The sequence below is a fragment of the Paenibacillus sp. GYB004 genome (assembly GCF_036577605.1).
Classification (GTDB): Bacteria; Bacillota; Bacilli; order Paenibacillales; family NBRC-103111; genus Paenibacillus_AB; species Paenibacillus_AB oceani.
Genome location: NZ_JARBDB010000011.1, coordinates 324,996 through 344,197 on the forward strand (window position 1 = coordinate 324,996; position 19,202 = coordinate 344,197).

Consider the following 19,202-nt stretch of genomic DNA (forward strand, 5'->3'; position numbering starts at 1 on the left):
ATGAAGAATAGGACACGATTACTGCCTGTCTTCCTCATCGGCATTTCCTTGGCCCTGTTTTTTCAAAGCTGCAGCGGCGGCGATTTTGAATCACAAATTTCACCTTATGAAGACCGAAACGGAAACCACTTTTCCGAAGAGGTCTTCCCGGAAGCAGCCTTGGAAGCCCAAAACAGCGATAGCGGAGCGGTGTCAGGATCAAATTCGGGTTTGGACTCAGGTTTGGGTTCAACTTATGGATCGAGCTTTGGCTTGGATTCCGGATCGGATTCCAGTTCCGGTTCAAGTTCTGACCCCAATGCCTGCTCCGCATCCAAACTTCAGGACATTCTTGCGCCAGCAACTTCTTCAAACGCTTCTGTCAGGGTGGATTGCAATCTTGACCTGACGCCCAGTGACGTCATCACCAAGCGACTGGTTTATGAAGGAGCCGGAGCTTCCAATCTGACGTTGAACTGCAATAATGCTAAACTGAAAGGCAATGATGGAGTCAATGACGGAAAAGACATGATCACCGTCAAGTCCATCCAAGACGGTTCCACTTATTCACGACCTGAACATATAAAGATATCGAGTTGCATCGTTGAAGGTTCCATACGTGTGATGGGACTTGGACCAAATGGAGAGGCCGAAAACGTTTTACTTTCGTCGCTTTCCAGCGATCACACGGCCAGAGCCCAACAAGCGGCTCCGAGAAACATCGAATTTAACAATCTCACCATCCATTCAAAATACAGAATTCCACTTTACCTCTCTCCAGGGGTGACCTATTCCAAAATTCTCAACTCCATGTTTAAAGGAACGAGCGGCAGCGTCGTCGTTTATCTCGATGCCGAATCCGCCTATAATACCATTAAAAACAACGAGTTCAATGTCACAACAAAGAGTCGTGAAGTGATTGCCATCGACGGCTCAGCGAATAATCAGATCCTAAACAATAGATTATTTGGACTGAACAATGGCGGAATCTTCCTCTATAGAAATTGTGGGGAGGGTGGGACGATTCGCCATCAAACACCGAGCTTTAATGTCATTTCTAATAATATCTTTTACTACAACAAGTATGATGGCAAGCTTCCCTCAATCTGGCTCAGCTCTCGTGATGGAGCCAAAAACTATTGCGAGCTCGATAAGGGTTACTCTTTCGGAAGCAGCGAAAGCAATCGGGACCATGCCAGCTCGAATATCATCTCTAATAATAAGATACAAAAACTTCCTCCTTCAAAGATGATTCGCCTCGGCGGCAGTGCAACAAACAACGTCATTACAGGGAATAAGCAAGTCGAGTAAAAACGGGGCCATCAAGAGCTCACCCAAGTCCTCGAAAAAACGAAGATCATTAATGGGAATCACGATCATTTTCCCCATACTATCTATCGGACACTGAAATTAGCACAGCAGCATCCGACTGGCTTTCCGCCAAAAAATAAGTTCCCGAGCCAAACAAGCAGACCGCCCACGTTCGGCGGTCTGCTTGTTTGGCTGGCTCCATTACTTTTTCGATGCTTTTTGCTCCGCGATCCCCTTGTTGATCAATTCCTCGGCATTTCGCAGCGCTGTATTGACGTCGACTTCCATACCTTCGGTAAACATTTTTTGGACTTCCGCAATCATGATTGCTTGCGCTTTGGAGTAATAAATAAGTCCTGGCGTTCTTGCTGGCGGCTCTGAAGCCGGTTTGTTATAGAAGAACGAAGTGACGTGCTTGCCTTTGTAAAATTGGCTATCCGCATGGAACGAATTTTTCATCTCGTCGCTTATTTTGGCGAGCGGCGGCGCAAATCCCTTCTTGGTCAGCTTCAACTGCGCTTCGTCCGACGTAATAAACGCAGAAACGTTCATCGCAGCTTCTTTATTTTTACTCGTATTCGTTATAAAGAAGAAACGCGGGCTTCCCCACAAGGCGCCATTCGGTTTTTCTTTGAAGGTAGGAACGGAGACGATATCCCATTCGAACGTTTTGAACTGATCTGGTTGAGCGAATATTTGCATGCCGGAGGTACCGGTTGCGAATACTTTCAAGTCCTCCTCGGTGTAACCCGATTTGCTGTCAAACTTCAAGCCGGGCAGCTTGTAGAAGCGAACGAATCCATTGATCAGCGTCTTCCATTGATCGGTGTTGACCGCCGCTTTATCCTCCTTCGCATCGAGATAAGGCAGGGAGAACTGGTTGAATTCCATAAACATTTGGTGCCAGCGCTCGCTGTATCCGCGATATTGGACGCCGCCTTCATTTCTCGTCAGCTTTTGGGCGATTTCGTAAGTGTCATCCCATGTCATGCCGTCCTTCGGATAGGCGACGCCGAATTTATCGAACAGCGTCTTGTTGTAGTGAAGAGCGAATGACGCGGCGTTGATCGGAATACCGATTATTTTGCCGTTCGTGTAATATTTCATCGTATCCAGAAAGGCGGGCTCGATTCTGCTCAAATCGAACTTAGTCGTTTTGATCAACTCGGTCAAATCTTGCTCCAAGCCGTACTCTTGCATCATAGAAGGGATGCCTCCCTTCGTACTGATAATAATATCGGGAACGTTCCCTGTCGCGATCAAGTCGGGTATTCTATTGCTGCTTTCAACGCCAGTCAGTTTGTAGTTTGGAAATTTATCCCTGATGAGCGGAGCGTAGATTTCCTCGAACTCCAATTTGCTCATCGAGCCCAAATAAAACGAAAGCTCTGCGGGCTTCTGCGAGTCGGGCGTTTGCTGCACCGCTTTCCCATCCGTCTGGTTGTCCATGTTTGCGTTATTCGTACCGCTGCCGCCGCTTGATCCGCATGCCGTCGCAGTAATCGTCACCGCAGAGAGAAGCGCTACCATATACGTAAATCTACTTTTCATCATGCTTTTTTCTCCCCCATATAATAGTATTGTGATTAAAAAATGTGCTTGTTTTTGATGTTGCTAACCATCAGGTATAGCTACCACTATGATTAGACCCCGTCTTCTGGTTCATCAACTTTCAGCACAATACCAGTATATATTGTATTCGCTTTCAACAAATATGGAGTTTGATTGCAAAGCTTAGTACTTTCATGAGAATGTTTCCTAATATTCGCAATAATGTTCTATACCTCATCCTACCAGAATTAAACTGGATGATTCCGCTGAACCCCTGGAGCCGTCGATCCTATTTTCTTTTTTGGCGCCCAGGATCATCGCATCTGAAGATAAGCTAATAAAATCGAAAGAAAAGATGAGAATGCCCATGGACGGGCAGTTATACTATCGGAGACTTCGTTTTCGCTAGCTTGCAGGAAGGACATTGCCTGTAATCCGTTCGTCAACACATATTAGGAAGGAGATTCATAAAATTGCAATTACTCAGCTTTAAATCAATGTGGGATATGACTGGAACATTGGAAGAAAAATTGGAAAAAATCGCGGAGGCCGGGTACGGGGGAGTCGAATTCACGCTCCCATCGCAAGATAAATGGAAGCAATTCCGCGAACTCCTGGAGCGATACAACCTCGCCTTTATTGCACAGATCGTCACACGGGATGACCATATTTCATCATTCGAATCGCTTGCTAGACAAGCAGCGGAATTTAATCCGGTAAAGATCGTTTCGCACAGCGCAAAGGATAGCATGTCCTACGAGGATCAACTGCACTTTTTTGAGAAAGCTCTTGCCGTCGAGGAGGCAATTTCTGTTCCGGTTGCTCATGAAACGCATAGGGGAAGAGCGATGTTTACGCCATGGGCAACCTCGAAGCTGCTGCGCCAATTTCCCGAGCTGAAAATTACGGCAGACTTTAGCCATTGGTGCTGCGTATGCGAATCGCTGCTCCAGGATCAATCAGAGAATATGTCGATTGCGCTTGATCGTGCTATTCACATTCACGGGCGTGTTGGATACGCGGAAGGGCCACAAGTCGCTGATCCGCGGGCGCCGGAATACTCCAGAGAAGTCAGAGCATTCGTCAATTGGTGGTTGGAAATATGCAAACGACGCGCGTCGGATGGCTATGCTACCATGACGTTTACACCGGAATTCGGCCCACCGGGTTATATGCATACACTGCCGTTTACAAAACAGCCCGTTACGGATGTTTGGGATGTAAATAAGTGGATGAACCAGTACTTTATCGAGAAATATAGAGACGTGTTCGAATGAAGCACTCTCAGAGATCATCCGTGCATCTAATCTTCATGTCCAGTAACAATAAATACAAACTTTACTATCATTGGCTTTCAACCTTTTTCCGACAAAAATTCGGAGAAGATGAGGCTCTTTTTTTAACCAAGAATCGCTCCAGCAACACACGTACAGCTGGAGCTTCATTCATATCGATAGCGGTGCCTTAAGCGTATACGTGCAGATCAATCTTACGGGGGGGCGGTAGTACGATGATGAGAATTGCGTTTGCGGAGCCATGTAACATACAACTTTTGATTGAACTGATAAAGGTCGCTTTCAATGGCTGCGCCAAGCAAGTCCTTGTGCCTGATCTTGTCGGCGACGACCGCAATCCAATCAAGGCGGTGCTGAGTGCCGCGGTGGGGTAGGTCACCAGCGATGCGAATGAAAACATGGTTCTACGGATTGTCGTTTCGGAGCCGGATCTGGCTTGCGATTGTTCTGCTCATCACACTGGCAGTAAGCGCGAATGGGACGATCTCGTACTTCATCGCCGCCAAGGTCGTTCAAAAAAACGCCTTCCGGCTAAGCGAAGATACGATCAACAAGACGGCCCAGGTCGTCGATCAGCGCCTGCGTAATATTACCGTCTCGATGATGTCGCTGACTATGAGCGATCCGTTCAAAGAGATGATGGATGATGTTGCTTCGGCGAATACGAGCCGGTATTACCAGCATTTAACCTTGTTGCAGAAGGTGTTCTCGCAATTCAGTTTCTACGACAGCTACATCCAATCGATTCTGATCGCCACTCCGATCGGCGACTTTTATCCGACGACTTCGATTCGCCTCACGAATCATTCGTTCTACGACAGCGACTTGTACCGGCAGGCCAAAATCGAGAAACGGCCTTTCTGGGTGCCGCGCCATGAAGACGCTTTCTTCTCGAATCGGGAGCAGGTCATATCGCTCGTGCTGAGCCCGATCGGGGAAATACCGAATCAGGATTATAACGTCTACATCATTGTTAATGTCAAGGAAAACGATTTGTTACGCTTGATTGCGGACAACCAGGATACGACCGAGACCGGACTGAACTATATGTTCATCAACGAAAAAGGACAGGAAATCGTTCGTTTGCCTTTTTATGCGGCTACCGATGCCAAGTGGCGGTCTTCCTTCCTCGAACGGCTGTACAGAGATACAACCGGCTATTTTTTTTATCCGCTGAATGGCAACGAATCGCTCATCAACTACGCGCGAATGGAAGTGGGCGAGGAATGGATTTTACTTGGCGTCCAGTCCAAGGAGCGTCTGCTCGCTCAAGTCAACGGCATCAAACGATCGACGTTGTACGCGCTGTTCGGCTGCCTGCTGCTCTCCCTGTTCATATCGAACGGGCTGACGAGGCTGCTGCTCAAGCCGCTATACAAGCTGCAGGAGTTGATGAAGCGGGTGGAGTATAACGACTTGAACGTGCGTTATGCCAGCCATTACCGGGATGAGGTTGCCCAGGTCGGATTTCGCTTCAATCGCATGCTGGACGAAATCAAACGATTGATCCAGGACGTTACGGACGGGGAAAGGGAAAAGCGGAAGGCGGAAATCAAAGCGCTCACAGCCCAGATGGACCCGCACTTCCTCTATAACACGCTGAACACGATTTATTGCAAATCGGAGCTCGGGGCGAACGACGACGTGAACGACATGATTCTTTCGCTCTCCCACATGTTCCAGCTCGGCCTTAGCAGCGGCCGCGATTGGGTTACGCTGGAAGATGAAATTACTCACATGAAGATGTATTTGGCGATCCAGCAAAAATGCTACGACACGTTATTCGATTACCGCCTCGAGATCGGCAGCGGGGTGAATCTGTCGTCGAGCGTACTGAAAATTTTGCTGCAGCCACTTGTCGAAAACGCGATTGTCCATGGCTTTCAAAACATCGAATACGGCGGGCATATCGACATCGCCATCCATGCGGAGGCGGCGCAGCTCGTCCTTTCGGTCAAGGACAACGGCTGCGGCATGAACATCGAGGAGGTGTATCGCAACATGCACCATGCCGCCACAAGCAAAAAAGGCTATGCTCTGCGCAACATAGCTCATCGGCTGCAATTGTATTATGGCGAACAAGCGCGGATGGATCTATACAGCGAGCCGGGCCGCGGCGCGGAAGTCGTACTGCGGCTGCCGGTAACGGAAGGAGGAGGCGAAAGTGATTGAACGGCCCATTCGACTATGCGTAATCGATGATATCAGCAGCGTCGTCGAGATGATTACGAGCAGGATCGATTGGACGTCATACGGGATCGAGATTGCAGGTACGGCCGGAAGCGGTGTCGACGGCCTGCGGCTCGTCGAGGAGACGCGCCCGGATATCGTGTTGACGGACATTCGGATGCCGAGAATGGACGGTCTGGAGATGACCGCTCACATCTTGAAGCTGGACCCGCACTGCAAAGTCGTTATTCTGAGCGGCTTTACCGATTTTGCCTATGCGCAACAAGCCATTCGGCTTGGTGCGTTCGATTTTTTGAAGAAGCCGTTCTCGCGCGCGGAAATCGTCAAAGTGGTGCTGAAAGCGAAGGAGGCGTGGGAAGAAGAGCGACGCAGCCTGATCGAGGTCCACGAAATGGAGAAAAGGCTGAAGAAAAGCATGCCGCTCCTGCGTCAGGAATATTTAAACACGCTCGTTCATCACCGGACAAACGCCGAGCAGGCTGAGAATCGTTGGCGGTATTTTCAAATTCCGCTGGAACCCGTGCAGCTCGTGGCGATGATTGTGGAAATCGATCGTTTCGATGGCAGCTTCGCGGCGCTGCCGACCCACGAGGTGGAACTGATCCGGTTTGCCCTGCAAAACATTCTCGAGGAAACGATCGGCACGTTTACGAAAGGCGTCGTATTCCGGGAGAGTGCGAGCCGCCACGCCTGTATCCTCAATTGTGACGATCCGGAGCTGGCCAGCCGCATCGCCGACCGCTGCTGCGCTCATATCGCGTTGTATACCCGCTTCACCATCTCGATCGGCATCGGCTTGATTGCGGACGATCTAAGCCAGCTTCCGGATTCGTACGAGCAAGCGTTGCACGCCTTTTCCTACCATTTCTACACCGGAGGCAACGGGGCATTCAGCTTCGCTCATATCGCCGGCGCCGACAAAGAGCCGCCGCGCTTCGCGCCCGCAGCCGCTCAGGAGCTGCTGTTCGCTTTGCGTGCGGGGAACCTCGAAAAAAGCTCGGTGCTGCTTACGCAGCTGCTAAACGATTTATTCACCGGGACGCCAAAGCCCGATTATATGATCAGCGTTTGTTACGAGCTGGCGTTTATGATGCTGCGGGTGCTGCTGGAGAAGCTCCCTTATGAGCAAGTTCGGGGATTGGAGCGGCGCATTCGCGAGAACAAGGCGGCGGAGCCAACGATGCAAGAGCTGCGGCAACTGCTGGGCGACATTTGCCGCAAGGGCTGCAAGTGGATCGAGATGCAGCGCACGAGCGAGTCGGAACAAATCGTCCGGCAGTCGATGCAGTACATTCGGGACAATCTCAAGCAGCCGCTTACCGTAGAACAGTGCGCCAAACAGGCTAATCTCAGCGCCGGATACTTCTCCAACGTGTTCAAGAAAATCGTCGGCATGACCGTACAACAGTTCATCACGCAAGAGCGGATCGAACGGGCCAAGCAGATGCTGATCGAAGACTATCAGGTGCAGGAAATATCCGATGCGCTCAGCTACGAGCACCGGCGATACTTTAGTGAAGTGTTCAAGAAGGTGACCGGCATGACGCCGTCGGAGTTCAGACAGGCATACTTGGGCAAGGCCGAGCCGTAAGCGAAACTTCGTCGTTTTGTTACCCTGGATGTTGGTCATGCCGCATGTACGGTCGGTGTCCCAAGCTTCATACTGGAAGAGTAAGCAGCAAATGCTTCAGGGGGCCCGCACGATATTACCGCAGCGCGGGTAACGAACGAAAGGGAGGATTTTCGGCATGAGGAAAAAGAAGATCGGGTATATGGGACTCAGCATTCTGACGACGTTGGCGCTGGCCGCTTGCAACAGCAGTGGCGGCACCGACGGCGCAAGCCCGGGCGAGACCGCGTCCGCAACTAAAAAGGGTTCGGAAGATAAGGTGAAGCTGGAATTCTGGTCGGTTGATCGTACCGACGCCGATTACACGCGAGAAAAAATCGCCAAGTTTCAAGCCGATAACCCCGGGATTGAAATCAATTATGTTATTAAGACGGAAGAGTACAATCAGGCGATCGATCTCGCTTTTGCATCTTCGCAGTCGCCGGACATTTTCCGCGTCAAGGAGAACACGATCCAGACGTTCTACAAAAAGGGCTATCTGGAGCCGCTCGACGATTATTTTAACGCCGAGTTTAAAAACAAGTTCACCCCGCTGAAAGACCTGAACCTGTTTGACGGCAAAATGTACAGTTTCCCGAACTACGGCTACACGATGCGACTTGTATATAACGTGGATCTGTTCGAGAAGGCCGGCATCAAAAATCCGCCGAGCACGCTGCAGGAAATGGTTGAAACGGCGAAGAAGCTTACGGCCGTCGGCAAAGCGGATGGAGCTTACGGCTTCGCCCTCAACTTCAAGAGCCCGGCCAGCGCCTTCGACCGTTCGGCGCGCGCGATCGCAGAGCTGAACGGCTATGGTGGCTACGGCTTCGATTTCAAAACAGGCCGGTTTGATGTAAGCGGATTCAAACCTATTGTCGAAGCGTTCCGACAGATGCAAGTCGACGGCAGCACCCTGCCGGGCATGGAATCGCTCGACATCGACCCGCTCCGCGCCCAGTTTGCCGAAGGCAAAATTGGCATGTACATCTCATTCTCTTCCGAGCCTGGCGTCTACCAGAACCAGTTTCCGGCCAAAATCCGCTGGGCGGCGGCGCAGGTTCCTACGTTCGACGGAACCGTGCGCGGCGCATCCGGCTTCCTAGGCGGCCAGTGGCTCAGCATCAGCAAAAACTCCAAGCATAAGAAAGAAGCCGCCAAGTTTCTGAATTTCATGTACGGCGAGCAAATCATGCTCGATTATCACGAAAAAGGATTCGGGATCTCGATGGTGCCATCGGTGCTGAGCAAAGCGAAAAAAGCGGATATCAAAGGCTTCGAATTTTTTGTTCCGACAAAGTACGACGGCGCATGGCCGATTCAGCCAACCGTTGCCGTACAAGGCGAAAAATATCAAGACGCGTTCTTCAAGTACATGCTGCAAGGCGGCGATCTGAACAAAATCATCGCCGATCTGAACAAGCGCTACAACGAGGCGCTCGACAAAGCGATTGCCGCCAAGGAAGTGGATGTGAAGCCTGATCCAAGCTTCGATCCGAAAAATTTGCAAAATATGTTAGTGAAGTGAGATTAGCTCGTCAAGGCGTAGGGTCAGAAGTGGCTTCTGACCCTTTGTCGTAATTTCGGGGAAAGGTTCGTGGGACCCATGAAACAATGGAGAACGAATGCGGCGGGTGCTTTCTTCACCTTGCCCAGTCTTCTCTTGACGCTCGTGTTTACGGTATATCCAATCTTCTGGGTGTTCCGGTACATGTTTTATGATTACAAAGGGTACGGAACGCCCCGTTTCATCGGGCTGGACAACTTCCGCACCTTATGGTCGGATCATTTGCTGTGGAATTCCGTCGTCCAAACATTCGTCTATGCGGGCGGGAAGCTGATTCTGACGCTGCCGCTGGCGCTCCTATTGGCAGTCATCCTCAATCGTGCGATCAAAGGGCGGCAGCTTTTGCGGGCGATTTATTTCTTGCCGACGATTATCAGCTCTGCGGTGATTTCCGTTGTGTTTTTCATCATTTTCAACTCGTACAACGGCATTTTAAACCAGTTTTTAATCAAGCTAGGTATCACCGACAAAGGCGTTGAATGGCTGGGGCCGAAATACGCCATGCTGACGGTCATTCTCATCGCGGTATGGGGAGCGATCGGCAACTATATGATTTTATTCATCGCCGGTTTGCAGAACATTCCGCATGAGATTCATGAGAGCTCGGAGTTGGATGGCGCGGGCGTTTTGCAAAAGTTTTGGTACATCACGGTGCCGATGCTCGGTCCGGTGCTGCAGATGGTCATCATGCTGGCGATCATCAACTCGCTCAAAAGCTATGAAAGCATCATGGTGCTGACGGACGGCGGGCCGATCGGCAAAACCGAAGTGATGTTTCTGTACCTGTATCGTCTCCTGTTCCCGACGCCATCGGCCAGCAGCGTACTGGAGCAGCAGATCGGCTACGGCAGCGCGGTCGGTTTCGTGACGGCGGTAATCGTCGGCGGCGTGACAGCCCTGTACTTTTATATGTCCAGAAAGTTAAATCAAAACGTTTAATCCCGTCTATCTACCGTTTTTTTCTTGGAGGAATGGATCATGCAGCAAGCAACTGCGGGAAAGCCCAAGCCGAGCGCTTCAAGCGGCGTGGTTCCCGTCTTTCTACGTCCCGGAACGATCTTTCTATGGATCTTTTTGTTGGTTATGGCGTTTCTCATGCTATTTCCGGTGCTTGTGGCCATCCTCGGTTCGTTCAAAACGAACGCCGAGTTGACCGCCGGCGCTACCATACTGCCGAAGACTTGGCACTTCTCCAACTACGTGGAGGCATGGAAGACGGCCAATTTTTCCCGCTATACGTGGAACAGTTTGTTTATCAGTATAACCACGACAGCGGGAACGCTGCTCGTCGCGTCGATGGCTGCCTACGGCGTGGAGCGGCTGCGATTCGCGGGCAGACGGATGTATGTCTTCATTCAAGCGGCCACGATGTTCATCTCTGTCGGTCCGCTGGTGCTGCATCCGCAATTCCGACTCATGGTCACGCTGCACTTGCAAACTTCGCTGTGGGGTGTCGTTATTTTGCTGGTCAGCGCCCACGCGGCCACTTACTTCATCCTGTACAGCTTCGTCAGAGCAATCCCGCGGGAGCTGGACGAGGCCGCCAAAATCGACGGCAGCTCGATGCTTGGCACGTATTGGCGGATCATCCTGCCTTTGCTAGGGCCGGGACTGGGGGTATCGGCGCTGTTTACGTTCCGTGCGGCCTGGAATGAATACATTATGCCGCTTGTGTTCACGATGAGCCAGCCGAATTTGCAGCCGCTCACGGTAGGCTTGTCCAACTTGCGCTACGGCGCGTCTGCGGCTGCGCAAACGCACTATATGATGGCCGGCGCCTGTTTGTCGATCTTGCCCATACTCCTCGTTTACGTGTTTGCCAACAAATCGTTTATGCAGATGACGGCAGGTTCGATCAAAGGATAATCCCGGCATTTTTACAAGCCAGCCCTCGCTCTCGCGGGGGCTGTTTTTATTTACAGGGGCTAAAGATTAAAATATGATGGGTGGTAAGGATTTGTAAGGAGTCGATGGCTGAGTCGGCCGTGATTCCGTAGTCAATTCGTAATTAATCACGATGGCACCGTAATAGTTCGAAAAAGTGTTCTTCGAAAGGAACGGAAGAAGATATACGCAAGCTTGAAACCAGCTACCGGTTTTGCGGCATGGACCGCTATCGTTATCGATCTTCCGTTACGCTTCTATATAGCGAAAGGGATGATAGTGTTGTTTAATCAAAGATTGGATCAAAGGACCGTTACAGAGCTGTTGCTGCCGGCATCCAGCTTTCATCCGTTCCCGAAATTCGCCGATAGTGAGGCATGGAGCTCGCTTCCCGAGCAGGTTACAAGCAAATGGCTGGCTTGGGCTGAGGAAAGCATCGACTATGAATGGCCTGCCTTGCCTGCTGTCAGGTATATGGACTACGTGCGTAACGGCAACCGTTCCCGTTATGAGCAGCTGTATTTCAAACGCAGAAGAGTGATTACCGAGCTCCTGATCGGCGAATGCATAGAAGGCAAAGGCCGGTTTATCGAGCCTCTGATCAACGGGCTCTGGTGCCTATGCGAGGAATCGTATTGGGTAATACCGGCTCACATGTCCTTATCTCGCAGCAGTGCCGGTTCCGAGCTGCCGGACGTGGCGGATCCGGTCATCGATTTATTTGCCGCCGAAACAGGCGGCTTGCTGGCATGGACCGTCTATTTGCTGAAGGAGCGGCTTGACGAGGAAAGCGCCATGGTCGTTAAACGGATTCGATATGAAATGAAACGGCGCATTTTGGAGCCGTTCCTGCAGCGCGACGATTTCTGGTGGATGGGATTCTCGGGCAGGAAGGTGAACAATTGGAACCCTTGGATTTTATCCAATTGCCTGTCTGCGTTCATCCTGCTCGAGGAGGATGAGGCGGATCGCAGTCGTGCGGTAGCCAAGACGGCGAAAAGTCTCGATTTTTTCATGGACGTGTATCATCCGGACGGCTGCTGCGACGAAGGCCCCGGTTATTGGGGCCGAGCGGGCGCCTCACTCTTCGATTGTCTGGAGCTGCTTTATTTGGCGTCGGACGGCAAGCTCAGCTTTTTCGAAGAACCGCTCGTTCAGCAGATCGGCAAATATATTTATCGGGCGCATATTGACGGCAATTATTATGTGAATTTTGCTGATGGCAACGCCAGATTGAAAATTTCGGCGGATGTCGTATATCGGTACGGAAGGCGGATCGGCGACAGCAGAATGTCCGCATTAGGGGTATGTGCCTTTCAAATGAACGGGATTACGCGCGAATCGTTCGCGTCGCCCTTCCGGATACTGGGCGAGCTGTTCGACGCCGAAACGCTGCTTGAAACGACTGCCGCCGCACCGTACGAGAGGGACGTTTGGATGGCGGACACGCAGGTGTTCGCGGCCAGAGAGCATGCGGGAAGCCCATCCGGCCTATACGTCGCGGCAAAAGGCGGACACAACAACGAGAGCCATAATCATAACGATATCGGTCATTATATCGTCTACTACAACGGCCATCCGTTTCTGATCGATGCGGGAGTGGAGAACTATACGAGCAAAACGTTCAGCCCCAGACGATACGAAATCTGGACGATGCAGTCCGATTACCATAGCGTTCCTACCGTGAACGGGGTGCAGCAGATGGCGGGGGCGTCATTTCGGGCGACGGAGGCATCGTACGAAGCAAATGACGATATGGCTGCCGTGACGATGAATATAGCCCCGGCTTATCCGGCAGAAGCCGGCATTGTCTCATGGAGGCGCACGATCAGCTTGCAGCGCGGAAGTCACGAGAACGCAGCGGTGGAAGTGAACGACACGTTCCGGTTGTCGGCCGCCACGTCTAATCTTGTACTGAACTGCCTAACGCTGCAGGAGCCGATTGTGCGGCAAGGAGGGCGTATCGAGCTTATTAATAAAATCGGTGAGACACTGCGCCTTCAATACGACAGTAACCGGCTGACGGCTGAGGTGGAGCACGTACATGTCACGGACTCCCAATTGTTGTCGGTGTGGGGAGATTCGGTATATAGATTAAAGCTGAAGGCGCGCGAACCGGCAGCGGAAGGAACTTTTCGGCTACGGTTTGCGGCGGTAGCGGGCAGCGAGATTAAGGATTCAAAATAGACATGAATCTAGACAGTCTGGAGGCCGTAAGTAGCGGTTCCGGACTGTCTTTTTGAAGTAGTTCGAATTCGGTACAAATCAAATGTTGAATTGTGACATTATAAATTTCTTCTGCTTCATTGCTTCGTCATCCTCTTCATATCGCTCTGGTATACACATTGTATAAGAGCGCCACTTCCGCATATAGTTACTCGCTGTCATCCGTTTTGTCATCCGGGCCCGGAGTCGCAGAATCAGGCTGTGCGTGACAAAAACAATGACAGCCCGTAACTATCGGCTTTCCCCTCTCCCGGCTACAATGAAAATGTCAAATGGAGATGAGCAAACGAACGCTGAGCCTGGAGAGAGAGAGGATGTATCGTTTATGAATACCAGCTTTGATGTAATTGTCGTTGGGGCGAGAGTAGCAGGCGCTTCGCTGGCCTATGAATTGGCGAAGGCCGGATGGAAGGTGCTGCTGCTGGATAAAGCCCAGTTTCCGAGCGACACGTTGTCCACGCATAATTTTCTTAGCAATTCATTGGTCATGCTGCGGGAGATGGGAGTGCTGGACCGCCTCTTGGAGACGAACACGCCGCTTTACAGCCGTGCCGTTATCCAATTCGACGATACGGTGATCGACGGCCGGTTTCCGGAAGTCGACGGGGAAAGGCAAGGCCTGTGCATACGCCGTAAGCATCTCGATATCCTTCTGCAGCAGCATGCTTTGGCACAAAACGGCGTGACGCTGATCGACGGGTTCCGCGTCACCGACGTCATCCGGGAAGGGGAAACGGTAACGGGGGTAAAGGGGGTGTACCGCAGCGGCGAAACGGCGAGCTTCCAAGCCAGGCTGGTGGTCGGTGCGGACGGCCGCTTGTCTGCGCTGCGCGGCCTTGTAAACAGTCCATGTCTCCATTCCGTACCGACGGATTTCGCTTCTTATGTCGGTTATTATGAAGGTTATCGGCAGGACGGCGATATCCATGTGGAATTGTACAAAATCGGAGATAAGATGGGGATTGTGTTCCCGACGAGCGACGACCGGTATGTCGTAGGCATCATGTTTCCCTTGAACGACGCGTACTGGATGGACCGATTTCAAAGTTCGCCGGATACCGCCATGCTGGAAATTGCGGAAAGCGGATTTGCCGGTTCGCCTCTCCCCGGGCGCTTGAGAAAGGCACAGCAATCCGAGAAGATCAAAGGGCTGCACGGTTACAACAATGACTGGTTCCAGGGGATGGGCAAGGGGTGGGCGCTTGTAGGCGATGCTTTATCCTTCAAGGACCCGGTCGTCGGTCAAGGGATGCCGGACGCGCTTTACGGCGCACGCACTCTGACCGGCATTTTGAGCCGGTACCGCGATTGGGACGACAACTGGGAAAGGATGGCCGCGGACTATCAGCAGCAGATGGAGCATACGATGATGGCGCGCTTTCAAATGGCTTGTCAATTTACTAAAAACGTTCCGTTTACACAGGAGCAGCACATGGTCAACCGGCTGATCGCCGCAAGCCCCGAGGCGACCCGCGCGTTTTTGGGCGTGTATAACCGTGCCGTGGAGCCGCAGGAGCTCGAATCGATCCTGATGGGGATGCTTTCCGGACAATAAGGAGAGCGAACCGTGCGTGGCTGCGCACGGAGACGACTTACAACGACATCGCAAGCTGGAAGTAACCCCCGCGTAATCCGCGATCGGGTTTAGCTTCTGGCTTGCTTCTTTCCCCTATACGATTCAGCCGGTGTCTGCTACACTTTTTACCAATAGGGTAAGGATGCGTCGAACAAAGGAAGGGTAGAAGGTGAATACGGCATGATATCGATCCTTATAGCGGATGACCAGCGGCTGCTGCGGGAAGGACTGCAGACGATTCTTCAGGCGGAGGACGGGCTGAATATCGCAGGCCTGTGCGAAAATGGGCTGGAAGCTGTGCGAATGGCAAAGGAATGCCGGCCGGATGTAGTATTGATGGATATCAAGATGCCGCTGATGGACGGCATTGAGGCGATGAAGCAGATCAAACGCGAGCTGCCGGACACGATCGTGCTTATGTTAACTACCTTTGCGGAGGACCGGTTTATTGTCGACGCGATGGCGGGCGGAGCGGATGGCTTTCTGCTGAAAGACATGCCCTCCAGAATTATCGTGCAAACGATTCATGAAGCGATAAACGGGAACGTCATCCTGCCCGCCCAAGTGGCGTCGAGGCTGGCCGCCAAGCTGTCGGTATTGTCGGAAGAACGGGCGGACACGCTGGACGAGGCCAAGATCAAGGAGCGCGGATATGCGTTCACGGAGCGCGAGCGGAGAATTATCGTTCTGATGATTGAGGGATATACGAATCGCCAAATTTCCTCCATGTTGTTTATGAGCGAAGGAACCGTGCGGAATTACGTCAGCGTCATCTACAATAAACTCGGGACAAGCGACCGGCAGAACGCGATTTCGATTCTGAAAGGTTTGCTGATAGAATGATCAGAGAGCGCATTTCCCTTCTCCTGTGGTGTCTCGTCTGCCTGATCGTCTTCTGCACCTTCTTGCCCGCAGTGATGCTGGAGCGGAACAGCCGGGTCGGCGAACATCGCGAGCCTTATGCCGCGCTTGTCGGGCAGTGGGAAATCGGCTTTGGTCCGGAACGTCCGGAGGACACTGTCTGGAAGCCCTTTAACGCCGATACGAGGCTTCTGTTGAAGGGGTACAAAGGAACGGTATGGCTGCAGCGCACCTTGCCCGAGCTGAACTGGCGGAATCCGTATTTATTTTTAGCCCGTTTTACCCATTTTGAGGTTATGCTGAATCAGGATTCGATCTACCGGTTTCATAAGGACAACGCGAGCGACCATATCAACGGCACGAAATTGATACATCCGGTCCAGATCAATCCGCAGGACGCAGGAAAACAGCTGCTGATCCGGACGGAGTGGGAAGGCGACGCCTTGTTCGGCAACGATTGGGTATTGGCCGGCGAACCGGATCAAATATTGTATGCGCTGATCCGTTCGGAGCTGACCTTTGTGATATACGGCACTTTAAGCGTGGCTGCGGGGTTTGTCGGGCTGGCCATGTTTATTCGGCGCAAGGTGACGTTGTACGGATGGTTTGCACTGTTCAATCTCTCCATGGGGTTATCGTTTCTGTTCTCTTGCCGGCTGATGCAATGGTTTATCGACATGGAGCATGGGTACTACTGGAATGAGCTGTTAACCCCGCTGGCGATCTGGGGCTGTATCGGGTTTTATACCAGCGCGCTTAATGCCGGCCGCCGGCCGCTGATCCTGATCGTGCATGCGATGATGGGGGTGTACGGGCTGGCGTCTGTAGCTGCTGCGATTACGCTGCCGCGGCTGTATATGGAGTACCGGATCTATGGCAACGCGACTGCAGCGGTGGCCGGCTTTATTATCGTTGCGTATGCGCTTACGCACTACAAATTATGGGCGCCGCAAGCGGCGACCGGCGACCGTGCAGCCGTCGGACGTCAGGAGCAGCTATGGCTAATGCGGGGAAACTCCACCTTTACACTATGTGCGACCAGCAGTCTGGTCCTGTATACGATGCCCGGGCTGTTAACCGAATGGCTGAGTTCGCAAACGTATTGGTACAGGATCAGTGAAGGTTTGCTGCCCAATGCTTTGTTTTTATTTATCATTTGCATGTCCATGGTTATCGTCAGCAGGGTGCGCCGGGTTCATCAGGAGGCGGAGCGCAGCGCCGCGGAACTGCTCGTGAAAAACAAGGAGCTGGAGCAGTTTCACCGCAATCTGGAGCAACTGGTCCATACGCGTACAGGCGAGCTGGAGCAGGCCAACCGCAACCTGGCGCTCACGCTTCGCGAGAAAGCCGAAACGCTCGCCGAAAAATCCGTCTTGGAAGAGCGGAATCGGATCGCTTACGAGATGCATGACGTGGTGGGACATACGCTCACGGCGGCGATCGTGCAGATCGAAGCGACGAAAACGCTGGCTGAGCGGAATGGCGGACTTCCCATGGAAAAGATGGATTTGTTAAGTGAGCTTGTCCGCAAAGGGCTGAATGATATTCGCCAGGCGGTCCGAATCATGAAAGCGGATGACGACCATCCGCCGATGTCACTGGAGTCGTCTCTGCGGGAGCTGATCCAATATACCGAGGATACGATGGACATTCAGATTGAGACGGACATCTCGCTTCCCCCCGCTCCGGCTCTCGGCGCATTGACGGAACGAGTGCTGTATCATGCGCTTCAGGAGGGATTGACCAACGGCATTCGCCATGGCAAATGCGCTTGTGTCCGCTTTTCGATTCGAACAGCGGCGGATACGCTGCATTTTCAGCTTATTAGCGACGGGGAGCCGTTCGGGTCCGCCGTTCCCGGGTTCGGGTTATCGGCCATGATGGAACGGGTGGAATTGCTCGGAGGGGAAGTTTATATCCGTTCATCCGCCGATGCGGATGGAACCCCGATGGGATGCGAGCTGTCCATCCGCTTGCCGCTGCATTGACCCGTCGTGGAGGGGCTTGCCGCCGGATCATTCGACGGGCTTAGTTCATCATGCACATGCTGCTGCCTGGGGAGCCGCTATTCAACAGCCGCAGCATATGCGATAATCGCGGGGGATAGGAGCGATTAGCACCCGTTATTTGGTACGTTCAGCCGAGCCGGTTCGGGCTTTCCAGAGCTCAAGCCGGCTTTTTTTTGCGTTTTCGGAGCCGCTCCCTTTACGCAAGACGTATCCTCCTAACGGTTCCGGACGACGCTTTCAGCTTCCGCTTCTTTTCGCTCTTTGCGCAGCTGGGAGGGCGGATAGCCGGTTATTTTCCGGAATACGCGATTGAAGTACGTCGGATCGCAGAAACCCAAGTAATTCGATATTTCGTGGATCGTCATATCCGATTGGAGCAGCATGTCCCGTGCGACGGAAACCCGCAGCTGGTGAATGTAGCCAAGCGGCGTCTGGTTAAACACTTCCTTGAAGATGCGGATCACGTAGTTGGGCGACAGCTGGACAAGCTCGCACAGCTGTTCGAGCCGGATTTCTTCTTTGAAGTGCTGCTGGATATGTTTTTCGATTTGGCGGGCAAGTTTTAATTTGGAAGATGCGATGTTTTTTCGGTCCAATTCCTGGAGCATAGAGCCGAATATTTCCGAGATGAGCCCGTGGCAGACGAATTCATGATAGGCGCTTTTGTCTATCCACGCCTGATGCAGAGCATGGAACCGCTGGCGAAAATATTCGGCCCGGTTTGTTTTGTAGATGACGTACCCTTTCTCGGAACCGTGAGGGGCCGATAGCTGCCTGGAAGCCTCGTCAAGCTGGAAATGAGCTACATATTTCTGATGCGGAGGGAAGGGGCCGTTAGTGCCGGACCGATAGGGCCCCGGGCGAACGAACAGGATGTCCCCCTTGGTAAGCTCGGTGTGGAAGTCGTCCAGTTCAAACTGAAACGTTCCCTGCACGACAAAAATGATCACATGCCGCATCGACTTGATTCTGGATCTTCGCCAGTTCGGGATATGGTCATCGAATATTACATTTTCCAGTCGAAGCATGAGCATGTCCTCCCGGTCGGCCGATTGAAAATCTTCCTGCTATAAATGAGCTTACAGGCGCAGTCAGTAAAAAGCAATCGGTTTTACCTATTTTTAATAGTGATATCGTTAAGTTA

14 protein-coding genes are annotated in these 19,202 nt (G+C 52.1%); 12 read left to right on the forward strand and 2 right to left on the reverse strand.

From position 1 onward, the window contains the following. Positions 1-1,290 carry a hypothetical protein gene (locus PV433_RS07335; protein ID WP_332071528.1) on the forward strand — a complete coding sequence of 430 codons (1,290 nt, stop codon included), beginning with the start codon at positions 1-3 and terminating at the stop codon, positions 1,288-1,290. 201 nt (positions 1,291-1,491) lie between these two features. Here PV433_RS07335 and PV433_RS07340 read toward each other — a convergent pair whose 3' ends face one another. Beyond that, positions 1,492-2,844 carry an ABC transporter substrate-binding protein gene (locus PV433_RS07340; RefSeq protein WP_332071529.1) on the reverse strand — a complete coding sequence of 451 codons (1,353 nt, stop codon included), beginning with the start codon at positions 2,842-2,844 and terminating at the stop codon, positions 1,492-1,494. A 470-nt stretch (positions 2,845-3,314) separates the two neighbouring features. Here PV433_RS07340 and PV433_RS07345 point away from each other — a divergent pair, with 470 nt between their 5' ends. From PV433_RS07345 to PV433_RS07395, 11 genes are all read left to right on the forward strand, one after another. Continuing rightward, positions 3,315-4,118 (forward strand): sugar phosphate isomerase/epimerase family protein, encoded by an 804-nt coding sequence (locus PV433_RS07345; RefSeq protein ID WP_332071530.1) that lies wholly within the window; start codon positions 3,315-3,317, stop codon positions 4,116-4,118. A 233-nt stretch (positions 4,119-4,351) separates the two neighbouring features. After that, a complete protein-coding gene (locus PV433_RS07350) occupies positions 4,352-4,510 on the forward strand; it encodes a hypothetical protein (protein ID WP_332071531.1) in 159 nt (52 codons plus the stop codon). Positions 4,511-4,520: 10 nt separating this feature from the next. Then, positions 4,521-6,308: a cache domain-containing sensor histidine kinase gene (locus PV433_RS07355; protein WP_332071532.1), complete on the forward strand. Its 1,788-nt coding sequence runs from the start codon at positions 4,521-4,523 to the stop codon at positions 6,306-6,308. Next, positions 6,301-7,917: a response regulator gene (locus PV433_RS07360; protein WP_332071533.1), complete on the forward strand. Its 1,617-nt coding sequence runs from the start codon at positions 6,301-6,303 to the stop codon at positions 7,915-7,917. Before PV433_RS07355 ends, PV433_RS07360 begins: the two co-directional genes overlap by 8 nt. 157 nt (positions 7,918-8,074) lie before the next feature. Continuing rightward, entirely contained in the window at positions 8,075-9,463 is a 1,389-nt protein-coding gene (locus tag PV433_RS07365; RefSeq protein WP_332071534.1) for an ABC transporter substrate-binding protein, read from the forward strand. A 78-nt stretch (positions 9,464-9,541) separates the two neighbouring features. Continuing rightward, entirely contained in the window at positions 9,542-10,441 is a 900-nt protein-coding gene (locus tag PV433_RS07370; RefSeq protein ID WP_332071535.1) for a carbohydrate ABC transporter permease, read from the forward strand. A gap of 144 nt (positions 10,442-10,585) precedes the next feature. Further along, positions 10,586-11,368: a carbohydrate ABC transporter permease gene (locus PV433_RS07375; protein WP_332071647.1), complete on the forward strand. Its 783-nt coding sequence runs from the start codon at positions 10,586-10,588 to the stop codon at positions 11,366-11,368. 300 nt (positions 11,369-11,668) lie between these two features. Beyond that, positions 11,669-13,573, forward strand: a complete 1,905-nt coding sequence (locus PV433_RS07380) for a heparinase II/III domain-containing protein (RefSeq protein ID WP_332071536.1) — start codon at positions 11,669-11,671, stop codon at positions 13,571-13,573. 364 nt (positions 13,574-13,937) lie between these two features. Next, positions 13,938-15,167 (forward strand): NAD(P)/FAD-dependent oxidoreductase, encoded by a 1,230-nt coding sequence (locus PV433_RS07385; RefSeq protein WP_332071537.1) that lies wholly within the window; start codon positions 13,938-13,940, stop codon positions 15,165-15,167. A gap of 201 nt (positions 15,168-15,368) precedes the next feature. Next, positions 15,369-16,031, forward strand: a complete 663-nt coding sequence (locus PV433_RS07390; RefSeq protein ID WP_332071538.1) for a response regulator transcription factor — start codon at positions 15,369-15,371, stop codon at positions 16,029-16,031. Next, entirely contained in the window at positions 16,028-18,037 is a 2,010-nt protein-coding gene (locus tag PV433_RS07395) for a sensor histidine kinase (RefSeq protein ID WP_332071539.1), read from the forward strand. Before PV433_RS07390 ends, PV433_RS07395 begins: the two co-directional genes overlap by 4 nt. 236 nt (positions 18,038-18,273) lie before the next feature. Here PV433_RS07395 and PV433_RS07400 read toward each other — a convergent pair whose 3' ends face one another. Further along, positions 18,274-19,086, reverse strand: coding sequence for a helix-turn-helix domain-containing protein (locus PV433_RS07400; protein ID WP_332071540.1), 813 nt, complete (start codon positions 19,084-19,086; stop codon positions 18,274-18,276). Positions 19,087-19,202 lie beyond the last annotated feature (116 nt).